The following is a 13,573-nucleotide window of genomic DNA, read 5'->3' on the forward strand; positions in this document are numbered from 1 at the left end:
CCGATCTCGGTGACGACGACCGCGTCGAGGCCCGAGCGCACGACCGACTCCATGAGCTTGAGCCGCTCCGCGGCGGACGCCAAGCCGGGGATGCCCGACCGCTCGTCGCTCACAGGCTCCTCGTTCACAGTCACGTCGTCCGCAGGCACATCGCCCCCAGGTTCGGTGATGGGCGCTCCCGAGGGTCTCCCGGGCGCTCCCGTCAAAGGGAGAGTACGCCGTGAAGGCCCTGGACACCTGCCCGATTTTCCCTCAGGTGCCGAACCGTGGCGGGTGGCGCCCCTGGTGGGCGGCGACGCCCTCGGCGAAGTCCGGTTCGCCGACCATGCGGTGCAGGTGCTCGACGGCGTTGCGGACCGAGGTGTCGAGGTCTCCGAGCACGTCGGTCCAGAGCTGGCGCTTCATGACCGCCAGCGATGACGGCGAGATCTCCGAGGCGATGCGTCGGGCGTAGTCGAGGGTCTTCGGGAGCAGCTCGTCGGGGGGCATCACCCGGTTGACGAGGCCCATGGAGGCCGCCTCTTCGGCCAGCACCACCCGGCTGGAGAACAGCAGGTCGGCGGCGTGAGCGGTCCCCACCAGGCGAGGCAGGAGCCAGGAGATCCCGTACTCCGCGGGGAGGCCGAGGCGGCCGAAGCTGGTGGTGAGCTTGGCGCCGGCGGCCGCGAAGCGGATGTCGGCGAAGCAGGCGAGGACGAACCCGACTCCAGCCGCGGGGCCGTTGACGGCGGCGATCACCGGCTTGGTGAGCCCGAGGTGGAAGGCGTGGGGGTGGTCGAAGTCTGGGCGGACCCCGAAGCCGGGCTCCGCCGGCGGCGCCGTGACCCCGGTGTCGTAGGCGCCCGACTCGACCATGCCGTCGAGGGCAGCGGTGTCGGCGCCGGCGCAGAAACCCCGTCCGGCACCGGTCACCACGACGACGCGCACCGCCTCGTCGGCCTCGGCGCTGGCCATGGCCCAGCGGTACTCCGCCTCCATGCGACCGGTCCAGGCGTTGAGCCGCTCGGGGCGGTTGAGGGTGACGGTGGCCACGCCGTCAGCGACCTCGAAGCGGATGGTGCGCAGGTCCATCACCGGATGCTGGCACGCCGAGCCGGCGGCTGCGTCAGCAGTGCAAGAGCGCGGCGAGGCAGGCGTCGGCCAGCTCCGGCCTGCAGATGAGGAGGTCGGGGAGCCAGGGGTCGGCGTGGTTGTAGGTGAGCGGTGAGCCGTCGATGCGCGACACGTGCAGACCGGCGGCGGCGGCGACGCCGGTGGGCGCGGCGGAGTCCCACTCGTACATCCCGCCGGCGTGGGCGTAGGCGTCGACGTCGCCGCGCACCACCGCCATGGCCTTGGCACCAGCGGAACCCATCGGCACGAGCTCGGCGTCGAGTGCCTCGGCCACGACGGTCGAAGCCAGCGGCCGGCGGGTACGGCTGGTCGCCACCCGGAGCCGTCGGTCGCCGGCCGGCGGGGGGGTGGGAGCCGGGTCGGTGGCGAACACGAGGTCCTCGGCCGGCAGGGCCACGGCTGCGGCGGCGACGCTTCCGCCCACGGCCAGGGCGATGTGCACGGCCCAGTCGACGCGACCGGGCTCGCCGAACTCGCGGGTGCCGTCGAGCGGGTCGACCACCCACACGCGGTCGAGGGCGAGGCGGCCGCGGTCGTCGTGGCCCTCCTCGGAGAGCAGCCCGTCGTGGGGGCGCTCCTCGCGGAGGCGCCCGGCGATGAACACATGCGCCCGTCGGTCGCCCTCGTCCTTCACCAACTGCGGGTGGCGGCCCCCGGAAGCGCGAAGCTCGAGGAGGACCTTGCCTGCGGTCCCCGCGAGCTCCGCTGCCAGCGCGTGGTCGGCGGCCGGGACCGGGGTCGGGGGTGGTGCAGCCGGGGGCATGGGGGAGGACGGTACCCGGCGCCAATGTTGAGTGATCCGGTCAGGTATCGCTACCCTCGCCCCATCGACACCGCCACCGCCCCCCCAGTGAGCTACGAGCTCTCCCACCTGCGTGCCCTCGAGTCCGAGGCCGTGCACATCTTCCGCGAGGTCGCGGCCGAGCTCGAGCGCCCCTGCGTCCTCTTCTCCGGGGGCAAGGACTCGATCGTGATGCTCCGGGTCGCCGAGAAGGCGTTCTGGCCGGCGAAGATCCCGTTCGCGGTCATGCACGTCGACACCGGACGCAACTTCCCCGAGGTCCTCGAGTTCCGCGACCGCCGCGTGGACGAGCTGGGCGTCGAGCTCACCGTGGCCTCCGTGCAGGCCTCGATCGACGGCGGTCGGGTGGCCGAGGAGACCGGCCCGCGGGCCACGCGCAACCGACTCCAGACCACCACGCTGCTCGACGCCATCGAGGAGCACGCCTTCGACGCCGTGTTCGGCGGTGCCCGGCGCGACGAGGAGAAGGCCCGTGCCAAGGAGCGGGTGTACTCCCACCGGGACGACTTCGGCCAGTGGGATCCGAAGAACCAGCGCCCCGAGCTCTGGTCGCTCTACAACGGCCGCCACCGTCGAGGTGAGCACATCCGCATCTTCCCCCTGAGCAACTGGACCGAGCTCGACATCTGGCAGTACATCGCCGAGGAGGGCCTCGAGATCCCCTCGATCTACTATGCCCACCGCCGAGAGGTCGTGCGCCGGGACGGCATGCTCATGGGCCTCGGTGAGCACGTGGCGGCGTGGGAGGGCGAGGAGCCCTGCGAGGCGCTCGTGCGCTACCGCACCGTCGGCGACGCCGACTGCACCGCCGCGGTCGAGTCGGCGGCGGCCACGGTGGAGGACGTCATCATCGAGGTCGCTGCCACCCGGCTCACCGAGCGGGGCGCCACCAGGGCCGACGACAAGTTCTCGGAAGCCGCCATGGAGGACCGCAAGAAGGAGGGCTATTTCTGATCATGGAGCTCCTTCGGTTTGCCACCGCCGGGTCGGTCGACGACGGCAAGTCCACCCTGATCGGGCGCCTGCTCTACGACTCCAAGGCCATCTTCGAGGACCAGCTGGCGGCGGTGGAGCGCTCGTCGCGCCAGCGGGGAGAGGAGACCAACCTCGCCCTGCTCACCGACGGCCTGCGCGCCGAGCGCGAGCAGGGCATCACCATCGACGTGGCCTACCGCTACTTCGCCACCCCCAAGCGCAAGTTCATCATCGCCGACACCCCCGGCCACGTGCAGTACACGCGCAACATGGTCACCGGCGCATCCACCGCCGACCTGGCGCTGGTCCTGATCGACGCCCGCAAGGGCATCGTCGAGCAGTCGCGGCGCCATGCCTTCCTCGCCTCGCTCCTGCGGGTCCCGCACCTGGTGGTCTGCGTCAACAAGATGGACCTCGTCGGCTGGGACCAGGAGGTGTTCGAGGCCATCAAGGCCGAGTTCCGTGCCTTCGCCATGCGCCTCGACGTCACCGACCTGAGCTTCGTGCCCATCTCGGCTCTGCTCGGCGACAACGTGGTGCACCGCTCGGCGAACATGGACTGGTACGAGGGCGGGTCGCTGCTGCACCACCTCGAGGAGGTCCACATCGCCTCCGACCGCAACATGATCGACGTCCGCTTCCCGGTGCAATACGTGATCCGTCCCCGCGATGACGCCCACCACGACTACCGCGGCTACGCGGGGACGGTGGCGGGCGGTGTGCTCAAGCCCGGCGACGACGTGGTGGTGCTCCCGTCCGGCCTGCCCACGACCATCACTGCCATCGACACCGCCGACGGACCCGTGGCCGAGGCGTTCTCGCCGATGTCGGTCACCATCCGCCTCGCCGACGACCTCGACGTGGGCCGCGGCGACATGATCTGCCGCCCGCACAACCGCCCCGACGTGTCGCAGGACATCGATGCCACGCTGTGCTGGATGGCCGAGACACCGATGCAGCTCCGCGGCAAGTACACCGTCAAGCACACCACCCGGGTGGCGAGGGCCATGGTGTCGGAGCTTTCGTACCGCCTCGACGTCAACACGCTCCATCGCGACGAGTCCGCTTCCACCCTTGGGCTCAACGAGATCGGTCGGGTGAGCCTGCGCACCACCGTCCCGCTGCTGCACGACGCCTACCGTCGCAACCGCACCACCGGGAGCTTCATCCTCATCGACGAGGTCACCAACGCCACGGTGGCCGCCGGCATGATCCTCGACCGCCCCACGTGACCGGCAACACCAGCCGGAACCTGACCTGGCACGAGCCCGAGCTGGCGCGGGGCGAGCGGTGGGCGGCGCTCGGCCTGGTGGGGGCGACCGTGTGGTTCACCGGCCTGTCGGGCTCGGGGAAGTCGACGGTGGCGGCCGCGGTAGAGCGCCTGCTGGTCGAGTCCGGCAGGCCCGCCTACCTCCTCGACGGCGACAACGTCCGCCACGGTCTCAGTGCCGACCTGGGGTTCTCTGACGACGACCGGACCGAGAACGTCCGGCGGGTGGGCGAGGTCGCCCGCCTCCTCGCCGACGCCGGGATGGTGGCGCTGGTGCCGGTGATCAGTCCGTTCCGGGCGGGGCGCGACGCCGTGCGGGCAGCCCACGCCGCTGCCGAGCTGCCCTTCGTCGAGGTGTTCGTGGACACGCCGATCGAGGAGTGCGAGCGGCGCGACCCCAAGGGTCTCTACGCCAAGGCGCGGGCCGGCCAGCTGACCGGCTTCACCGGCATCGACAGCCCCTACGAAGCGCCGGCGGCGCCCGACCTGCGCCTCACCCCGGCCGATGGCGACCCGGTGGCGCAGGCCGCCCTGGTCGTCGCTGGTCTCTGAGCGCGACGCCCCACCCACTCCCCGTGACGTGACCCGGGACAGGCTTGACGACCGACCACTTTTCGTGAAGCCTGTCGCCGCTGGGTCGGGGTGCTTCCGCCGTGCACCCTGGCCCAGCATCTTCGCGCCCAGGGTTCGGCGGGGATGCTGCCCGGCAGCTCCCCCTACGTGCGTGCCAGTGGCTTGTACTTGATGCGGTGGGGCTGGTCGGCGTCGGCGCCGAGGCGCTTGCGGCGGTCGGCCTCGTAGTCGCTGAAGTTGCCCTCGAACCACCGCACCTCGGAGTTGCCCTCGAAGGCGAGCACGTGGGTGGCCACCCGGTCGAGGAACCACCGGTCGTGACTGATGACGACCGCGCAGCCGGCGAACGACAGGAGCGCGTCCTCGAGTGCCCGGAGGGTGTCGACGTCGAGGTCGTTGGTGGGCTCGTCGAGCAGGAGCACGTTGCCGCCGCTGAGCAGCTGCTTGGCCAGGTGGAGGCGGTTGCGCTCGCCGCCGGAGAGCACCCCGACCTTCTTCTGCTGGTCGGAGCCCTTGAAGTTGAACGACGCCACGTAGGCCCGACCGTGGATCTCCCGGTTGCCGACCTTGAGGTCGTCGACCCCGCCGGTGATCTCCTGGTACACCGTCGCCTCGGGGTCGAGGGCGGCGCGCGACTGGTCGACGTGGGCCATCTCGACGGTGCTGCCGACCGTGAGCGCGCCCTCGTCGGGCGTCTCCACGCCGGTGAGCATCCTGAACAGCGTGGTCTTGCCGGCGCCGTTGGGGCCGATGACGCCCACGATGCCGGCCGGGGGCAGCGAGAAGGTGAGGTCGTCGATGAGGAGGCGGTCGCCGTAGCCCTTGCGCAGGTGGTCGGCCTCGATGACCTGGTCGCCGAGACGGGGGGCGGGCGGGATGGTGATCTCCAGCTTGTCACCGGTGAGGCCCCCTTCGGCCTGCTCGGCGAGGAGCTGGTCGTAGGCGCTCAGGCGGGCCTTGCCCTTGGCCTGGCGGGCCCGGGGCGACATGCGGACCCACTCCAGCTCGCGAGCGAGGGTGCGCTGGCGGGCGGACTCCTGCTTCTCCTCCTGGGCCAGGCGGGCGCCCTTCTGCTCGAGCCAGCCCGAGTAGTTGCCCTCGAAGGGGTAGCCCTTGCCGCGGTCGAGCTCGAGGATCCAGCCGGCCACGTTGTCGAGGAAGTAGCGGTCGTGGGTCACGGCCACGACCGTGCCCTGGTAGTCGTGCAAGAAGCGCTCCAGCCAGGCCACCGACTCGGCATCGAGGTGGTTCGTCGGCTCGTCGAGGAGGAGGAGGTCGGGGCGGCTGAGCAGGAGGCGGCACAGCGCCACCCGGCGCTTCTCGCCACCGGAGAGGGTCGCCACCGCGGCGTCGGCGGGGGGCAGCCTGAGGGCGTCCATGGCGATCTCGACGGTGCGCTCGAGGTCCCAGGCGCCGGCGGCGTCGATCTGGTCCTGCAGCTCGGCCTGCTGGGTCAGCAGCTTGTCCATGTCGGCGTCGGGGTCGGCGAAGGCGGCGCAGACGTCGTTGTACCGGGTGATGAGGGTGGCGGTCTCGCCGACGCCGTCCATCACGTTGGCGAGGACGTCCTTCGACTCGTCGAGGGTGGGCTCCTGGTGGAGCAGCCCGACGGAGAAGCCAGGGGTGAGGCGGGCCTCGCCGGTGTAGCCGTCGTCCTCACCCGCCATGACGCCGAGCAGCGACGACTTCCCCGAGCCGTTGGCGCCGATGACGCCGATCTTGGCGCCCGGGTAGAACGCGAGGGTGATGTCGGAGAGCACCTGGCGGTCCGGCGGGTGGAACCGGCTCAGCTTGTGCATGGTGAAGATGAACTGGGCCGTCATGGTCGTCGACCGTATCGGCTCGGGTCGGGCACCCGGTCGCCAGAGGCCCCCCTCTCCGGGCCGGTACCATCGCTCGATGTGAGCGATCCCTCCAGTTCCCCGACCTCCTTCGGTGCCAACGCCTGGCTCGTCGACGAGATGTACGAGCAGTACGTCGACGACCCCGATTCGGTGAGCGAGAGCTGGAGGGAGTTCTTCGCCGACTACCAGAGCGATGTGCCGAAGCCGGCCGTGGCCGGCGACGCTGCCTCGCCCCCGGCACCCGCTCCCACGCCCGCTCCTACCCCGACCCCGGTCAAGGCGACCTCCGCTCCCGCACCAGCGGGCGCTGAGCCCCTCCGTGGGGCGTCGGCCCGGATCGTGGCCAACATGGAGGCAAGCCTCGGGGTGCCCACGGCCACCTCCTTCCGCAACGTGCCGGCCAAGCTCCTGGAGGTCAACCGCAAGGTGATCAACGGCTACCTGGGCCGCACGCGGGGCGGCAAGGTCAGCTTCACCCACCTCATCGGCTACGCCATCGTCAAGGCGCTGGAGTCGATGCCGGCCATGAACACGGCCTACGCCGAGGTCGACGGCAAACCCGGGATCATCCGCCACGAGCACATCGGCCTCGGCCTCGCCGTCGACGTCGAGAAGTCCGACGGCAGTCGGACCCTCCTCGTGCCGTGCATCAAGGAGGCCGACACCCTCGACTTCCGTGCCTTCCACGCGGCCTACGAGGAGATCGTGCGCAAGGTGAAGTCGAACAAGATCGGCGTGGACGACTTCGCCGGCACGACGGCCACCCTGACCAACCCCGGCACGATCGGCACCGTCCAGTCGGTGCCTCGGCTCATGCCCGGCCAGGGCGTCATCATCGGCGTCGGGGCGATCGACTTCCCGGCCGAGTACCAGGCCGCCGACCCCCGGGCCCTGGCCGAGGTGGGTGTCTCGAAGGTGATCACCATCAGCTCCACCTACGACCACCGCATCATCCAGGGTGCGGAGTCGGGCATGTTCCTCAAGCGGCTGCACGAGCTGCTGCTCGGCGCCGACGGCTTCTACGAGGAGATCTTCCGCTCGTTGGGGGTCCCCTACGAGGCGGTGCAGTGGCGTCGGGACATCAACGACCTCGACTCGGTCGACGCCAACCTGCGCAAGCAGATGCAGGTCAACAAGGTCATCAACATGCACCGGGTCCGGGGCCACCTCATCGCCGACCTCGACCCGCTGGGCGTCAAGGAACCCCACATGCACGCCGAGCTCGACCCGGCGACGTACGGGCTGACCATCTGGGACCTCGACCGCGAGTTCCTCACCGACGGCCTGGCCGGAACCGACCGCCTCCCGCTCGGCGACATCCTCGGCATCCTGCGGGACGCCTACTGCCGCACCGTCGGCGTCGAGTACATGCACATCCAGGACCCCGAGCAGAAGCGGTGGATCCAAGAGCACGTCGAAGGGGTCAAGGTCACCCTCGACACCGTCGAGCAGCGCCACGTCCTCGGGCGGCTCAACGCCGCGGAGGCGTTCGAGAAGTTCCTCGCCACCAAGTACCTCGGTGCAAAGCGCTTCGGCATCGAGGGCGCGGAGTCGGCGATCCCCCTGCTCGACGCCGTGCTCGATCGGGCGGCCGACGAGGGCCTCGACGGCGTCGTCATGGGCATGGCCCACCGCGGGCGCCTCAACGTCCTGGCCAACATCGTGGGCAAGCCGCTGCGATCGATCTTCACCGAGTTCGAGGGCCATGTCGTCGAGGACATGGTCCAGGGCTCCGGCGACGTGAAGTACCACCTCGGCGCCAAGGGCACCTTCCGCAGCCGCAAGGGCTTCGAGATGCCGGTGGAGCTGGCAGCCAACCCGTCGCACCTCGAGGCCGTCGACCCCGTCGTCGAGGGCATGGTCCGCGCCATGCAGGACCTCATCGACGAGCCGACCTCGTACTCGGTGCTCCCGCTGCTCATCCACGGCGACGCCGCCTTCGCCGGCCAGGGCGTGGTGGCCGAGACGTTCAACCTCTCCGACCTCAAGGGCTACCGCACCGGAGGCACGGTGCACCTGGTGATCAACAACCAGCTGGGCTTCACCACCGCTCCGGAGTACGGACGCTCGTCGCTGTACGCCACCGACGTGGCCAAGATCGTCCAGGCGCCGATCCTGCACGTCAACGGCGACGACCCCGAGTCGTGCGTCCGCGTGGCTCGCCTCGCCTTCGAGTACCGCCAGGCGTTCCACCGCGACGTCGTCATCGACATGTTCTGCTACCGGCGGCACGGCCACAACGAGGGCGACGACCCCAGCTACACCCAGCCGCTGATGTACAAGCGCATCGAGGCGAGGCGGTCGGTGCGCAAGCTCTACGTCGAGTCGCTCGTGAAGCGGGGCGACATCACCCTGGAGGAGGCGGAGCAGGCGCTGGAGGACTTCTCGTCGCGGCTCCAGGCGGCGCTCGACGAGACGAGGTCGGTGGCACCCCCCGAGGGCGTCCGCGCCCGCCCCGCCCCGCGCGCCCGCGGCGTCCTGCCCCAGGTCGAGACCGGGGTGGCCGAGGAGCGGCTCGCCCACATCCTCGACGTGCTCGACGCCGCGCCCGAGAGCTTCACGGCGCACCCCAAGCTGGCCAAGCAGTTCGAGGCACGTCGCGCCCTGTGGGACTCCGGTGAGGTCGACTGGGCCCTCGGCGAGGCGCTGGCCTTCGGGTCGATCCTCGACGAGGGGCGCGACATCCGCTTCGCCGGCCAGGACTCGCGCCGGGGGACCTTCTCCCACCGTCACGCCGTGCTCTTCGACCACGAGACCGGCCAGGAGCACGCGCCGCTCGCCTACCTCGGCCCCGAGCAGGGCAAGCTCTGGATCTACGACTCGCTGCTCTCCGAGTACGCGGCGATGGGCTTCGAGTACGGCTACTCGGTGGTCCACCGCGCCGCCCTCGTCTGCTGGGAGGCGCAGTTCGGCGACTTCGTGAACGGCTCCCAGATCGTGATCGACCAGTTCCTCTCGTCGGCCGAGGACAAGTGGGGCCAGACCTCGGGCCTCGTGCTGCTGCTTCCGCACGGCTACGACGGCCAGGGCCCCGAGCACTCCTCCGGACGCATCGAGCGCTTCTTGACCCTCGCCGCCGATGACAACTTCCAGGTGGTCAACGCCACCAGCGCCGCGCAGTACTTCCACCTCATGCGCCGCCAGGTGGTCCGCGACGTCCGCAAGCCGCTGATCGTCTTCGCGCCCAAGTACCTCCTGCGCGCCAAGGAGTCGCGCTCACCCATCTCGGCCCTCACCGCTGGCAGCTTCGAGGAGATCCTCGACGACCCGACGGTCGCCGACCCGGCGACCGTCCGTCGAGTGGTCCTCTGCTCGGGCAAGGTCGCCTACGACGCCATGAAGCGGCGCGACCAGGTCGGTGCCGACGCCGCTGTGGTGCGGATCGAGCAGCTGTACCCGTGGCCCGAGGAGCGCATCGCCGCCCTGCTCGAGCGCTATGAGCAGGCCGACAGCGTGTGCTGGCTCCAGGAGGAGCCCGAGAACATGGGCGCTTGGCCGTTCGTGCACGGGCGCCTCCACGCTCTGCTTCCCGACCGGGCCAAGCTGATGCACGCCAGCCGTGCAGAGTCGGGCAGCCCGGCTACCGGATCGGCCAAGGTCCACGCCCAGGAGCAGGAGGAGATCCTCGACCGGGCGCTCGAGGGCCTGGCCTGACCGTTGCGTGGTTGTCCGCTGCCCTAGCGCAGCGGGAAGCCGAGCACGGCCTCGAGCTCGGTGAGGGCCTGGTCGGCGTCGAGCACCTTGATGGTGGTCATGCCCAAGGCCCGGGCCGGCTTGAGGTTGACGCCGAGGTCGTCGAGGAACACGACCTCGTGGGCCGGCACGTCGAGGCGGTCGAGCACGAGGTCGTAGGCGGCGGGATCGGGCTTGCGCACTCCCGCCACCGACGACTCGATCACGTGGTCGAACAGCGCCAGCGCCTCGGCGATGTCGGGCCGGGAACCGGCCGTGGCGCCCCCCGGGCCGCTCACGAAGTTGTTGGTGAGCAGCGCCAACGGCAGCCCCGCGGCGCGGATCCGCCGCAGCGCCTCCACCATCTCGGGGCGCACCTCGCCACCGAGGAGCCCGAGGATGGCGCGTGCGTCGATGCGGTGCCCGGCGGTGGCGGCCTCCGCCTCGAACAGCTCGGCGAAGCCGTCCAGGTCGACCTCGCTGCGCTCGAGCAGCGCCCATGCGTTGGCGTCGGGATTTGTGGCGTTGAGGCGGCGGATGAAGCCCTCGGGCAGGCCGTGCTCGCGCTCGTGGTGGGCAAAGGCCTCGAAGGGGCTCGAGAGGATGACCCCACCGAAGTCGAACAGCACAGCGGTGATGCAGGTACCGCTCACGCCAGGAGGTCCTGGGCGAGCGCCCCCCACATCTCGGTGGACAGCCGCAGCGACTCGACGTCGACCCGCTCGTCGTCGCCGTGGAACATCACGGCGTAGTCCTCGTAGCGGAGCTTCTCGCTGAAGAGCCCGAAGCCGTAGGCCGTGGCCCCGATCCGGCGGAAGAACCGTGCGTCGGTGGCGCCCACGGTCATGGTCGGCACCAGGGAGGAGCCGGGGTAGAAGCCCTGGCACACCCGGTCCATGGCGTCCCACAGCGGGGTGTCGACCGGCGAGGCGGTGCTCGGGTCGTGGGCGGCGCTGATCACCTTTACCTTGCCGGCCAGGTCGCCGAGGGCGTCGGCGAGGAGAGCGTCGATGTCGTCGGCGGTCTGGCCCGGGAGGGTGCGGATGTCGACCTCGAGGTCGACGCGGTCGGGGATGACGTTGGTCTTGGTGCCGCCGTGGAGCACGGTCGGGGCGAAGGTCGTGTGGGTGCAGGCGTGGGCGTTGCGTGCCAGCCCGAGGGGCAGCTCCTCGCACATCTCCACGAAACCGTCGGCGGACAGCATCCCCGCCTCCCGGTCGGGCCGGAAGTCCATCGCGGTGACGTAGCGGCGCCAGGTCTCGTGGATCTGCGTCTCCGGCCGGTAGGAGGCGAGCCGGCGCACGACCTCCGCCGCGGTGACGAGGGCGTTGTCGGTCCGGAACGGCTGTGAGCCATGGCCGGGGGTCCCCGTGATCCGCAGCGTGCACCAGTGGCTGCCCTTCTCGGCCACGACCACGGGGAGCTTCACACCGCTCGGGCGGCGCCCGGGCATGCCGCCGGACTCGGTGATCACGTAGTCGCACCGCACGGCGTCGAGCCGGTTGTCGACCAGCCACTCGGCGCCCCAGGTGCCGAGCGCCTCCTCGTCGGCGACGGCCAGGTACGCCAGCGTTCCCTTGGGTTTGAAGCCGGAGGCGGCCAGCCGCTTGAACGCCACGGCCATGGACGCCGTGAGGTTCAACATGTCGATCGCGCCCCGGCCCCACACCTCGCCGTCGACGAGCTCGCCGCCGAAGGGATCGCGGGACCAGCCGTCGGGGTTGACCGGCACCACGTCGGTGTGACCCATGAGAAGCACACTGGGCGCGCCAGGGTCGCTACCCTCTATGCGAGCCACCAGGTTGCTCCGGCCCGGTCGGGCCTCATAGCGCTCCAGGTCGAGACCCGGGCCTTCGAGGACTCCCTCCAGCACATCGGCGCTCCTCGACTCACCACCGGACTCGGCGGTGCCGTCGTTGACGCAGGCGTTGCGAATCAGGGCCTGGAGGAGCTCGGTGACCTCGCCGGTGACGTCGTCGTCCATCAGCCAAAGCGTAGGCAGGTGACGGGGGCGTTCACGGCGGGATGCACGATTCCTCCGACCCAGAATGGTTGACTGACACCGACATGGCACCAGCCCACCTCGTCATCGACGGCTCCAACATCGCAACGGAGGGCCGGAACCTCCCCAGCCTCAAGCAGCTCGACGAAGCCGTGCGCGCCTTCCTCGAAGAGCGGCCCCACGACGTCGTCACGGTGGTGGTCGACGCCACCTTCGAGCACCGCATCGACTCGTCCGAGCGGAAGATGTACGACGAAGCACTCGAAGCGGGCGAGCTGCTGACCCCGCCGGCGGGCACCATCGGCCGGGGCGACAAGTTCATCCTCGAGATCGCCGACCGTGCCGAGGCGACCATCTTCTCGAACGACTCCTTCCAGGAGTTCCACGGCGAGTACACGTGGCTCTTCGACGAGGGACGACTCGTGGGCGGCAAGCCCGTGCCCCACATCGGGTGGATCTTCACCGAGCGGACCCCGGTGCGTGGGCCCAAGAGCCGCCAGGCCACCCGCGCCGCTGCCAAGAAGCGCACGCGGGGCTCGTCGGGGTCGTCCACCAAGCGGGTGGCCAACGCCACGCGGGCACCCAAGGCCGCGCCCCGGACCATGCCCGACGGTTCTCGTCCGAGGATCGGCGACACCCTCCCGACCGGGGCGGACGACATCGACGAGACCAGCGAGACCGTCGAGACCGTCGAGACTGGCGAGACCAGCGAGACCGGCGACGGTGGTCGTCGCCGGCGCCAGGCCCCTGACAGCGACCGCACCGAACGTGGTGGCGGCCGTTCGGGCCGGCGTCGAGGTGGCCGCACGGGGTCCGGTGAGGCGTCGTCGTCAACGGCTGCTGACGCCATCAACGACCCCCTGCCGTTCATCGAGTTCATCGCCGACAACCGGCCTGGTGACACCGTCGAGGGCGAGGTCGTGGAGTTCAGCTCCCACGGCGCCTACGTCAAGGTCGGCGAGGCCCGCTGCTACGTGCCCCTGAAGTCGATGGCCGACCCGGCGCCGCGCAGCGCCCGTGAGGTGCTCGAGCGCGGCGAGGTGCGCACCTTCGTGGTGCAGTCGCTCGATGCGCCCCGCCGTGGCATCGACCTGGCCATCCCGGGTTTCGAGGAGGTCCAGGAGCTCGCCGACGCCGAGGTCGAGGATGTCCGAGCCGAGGCCGAAGCCGAGGTCGCTCAGCCGGCCCGTCGTCGTGGTGGTCGTCGTGCCGCAGCGCCGGCCGAGGAGACCTCCGAGGCGAAGGCACCCGCCCGCGGTCGCGGCCGGCGGGCAGCGGCACCGGTCGGGAAGGCCGCCCCGGCGGACGAGCAGGCGGTGGAG

General features: G+C 70.7%; 10 protein-coding genes. 5 read left to right on the forward strand and 5 right to left on the reverse strand.

The genetic code is table 11. The annotated features are described in order from the left end of the window. Positions 1 to 252: 252 nt before the first annotated feature. Together VMN58_10055 and VMN58_10060 are read right to left on the reverse strand one after the other, a co-directional pair. Positions 253 to 1,071, reverse strand: a complete 819-nt coding sequence (locus tag VMN58_10055; GenBank protein ID HUF33536.1) for an enoyl-CoA hydratase-related protein — start codon at positions 1,069 to 1,071, stop codon at positions 253 to 255. 34 nt (positions 1,072 to 1,105) lie between these two features. Continuing rightward, a complete protein-coding gene (locus tag VMN58_10060) occupies positions 1,106 to 1,876 on the reverse strand; it encodes a 3'(2'),5'-bisphosphate nucleotidase CysQ (GenBank protein HUF33537.1) in 771 nt (256 codons plus the stop codon). Positions 1,877 to 1,963: 87 nt separating this feature from the next. Between VMN58_10060 and cysD the strand changes: the two genes are divergently transcribed. The 3 genes from cysD to cysC are packed head-to-tail and all read left to right on the forward strand — an operon-like array spanning position 1,964 to position 4,712. After that, positions 1,964 to 2,869: a sulfate adenylyltransferase subunit CysD gene (cysD, locus tag VMN58_10065; protein ID HUF33538.1), complete on the forward strand. Its 906-nt coding sequence runs from the start codon at positions 1,964 to 1,966 to the stop codon at positions 2,867 to 2,869. 2 nt (positions 2,870 to 2,871) lie between these two features. After that, positions 2,872 to 4,122, forward strand: a complete 1,251-nt coding sequence (locus tag VMN58_10070) for a GTP-binding protein (protein HUF33539.1) — start codon at positions 2,872 to 2,874, stop codon at positions 4,120 to 4,122. After that, positions 4,119 to 4,712, forward strand: coding sequence for an adenylyl-sulfate kinase (gene cysC, locus VMN58_10075; protein HUF33540.1), 594 nt, complete (start codon positions 4,119 to 4,121; stop codon positions 4,710 to 4,712). Before VMN58_10070 ends, cysC begins: the two co-directional genes overlap by 4 nt. 164 nt (positions 4,713 to 4,876) lie before the next feature. On the opposite strand, the gene ettA is transcribed toward cysC, so the two are convergent. Then, the gene (gene ettA / locus VMN58_10080) at positions 4,877 to 6,556 is read right to left on the reverse strand and encodes an energy-dependent translational throttle protein EttA (protein HUF33541.1); all 1,680 of its coding nucleotides are present in this window, start codon (positions 6,554 to 6,556) and stop codon (positions 4,877 to 4,879) included. A gap of 78 nt (positions 6,557 to 6,634) precedes the next feature. On the opposite strand from ettA, the gene VMN58_10085 reads away from it, so the two are divergent. After that, positions 6,635 to 10,231 (forward strand): multifunctional oxoglutarate decarboxylase/oxoglutarate dehydrogenase thiamine pyrophosphate-binding subunit/dihydrolipoyllysine-residue succinyltransferase subunit, encoded by a 3,597-nt coding sequence (locus VMN58_10085; GenBank protein ID HUF33542.1) that lies wholly within the window; start codon positions 6,635 to 6,637, stop codon positions 10,229 to 10,231. A 23-nt stretch (positions 10,232 to 10,254) separates the two neighbouring features. On the opposite strand, the gene VMN58_10090 is transcribed toward VMN58_10085, so the two are convergent. Both VMN58_10090 and VMN58_10095 read right to left on the reverse strand, forming a co-directional pair. Continuing rightward, complete coding sequence (locus VMN58_10090; GenBank protein ID HUF33543.1) at positions 10,255 to 10,902, reverse strand: HAD-IA family hydrolase; 648 nt, start codon at positions 10,900 to 10,902, stop codon at positions 10,255 to 10,257. Further along, on the reverse strand, positions 10,899 to 12,233 hold the full coding sequence (locus tag VMN58_10095; GenBank protein ID HUF33544.1) for a M20/M25/M40 family metallo-hydrolase: 1,335 nt from the start codon (positions 12,231 to 12,233) through the stop codon (positions 10,899 to 10,901). Before VMN58_10095 ends, VMN58_10090 begins: the two co-directional genes overlap by 4 nt. 68 nt (positions 12,234 to 12,301) lie before the next feature. On the opposite strand from VMN58_10095, the gene VMN58_10100 reads away from it, so the two are divergent. Next, on the forward strand, positions 12,302 to 13,573 hold a 1,272-nt coding region (locus VMN58_10100), incomplete at its 3' end, for a S1 RNA-binding domain-containing protein (protein ID HUF33545.1).

The organism is Acidimicrobiales bacterium (assembly GCA_035512495.1).
Classification (GTDB): domain Bacteria; phylum Actinomycetota; class Acidimicrobiia; order Acidimicrobiales; family CADCSY01; genus DATKDW01.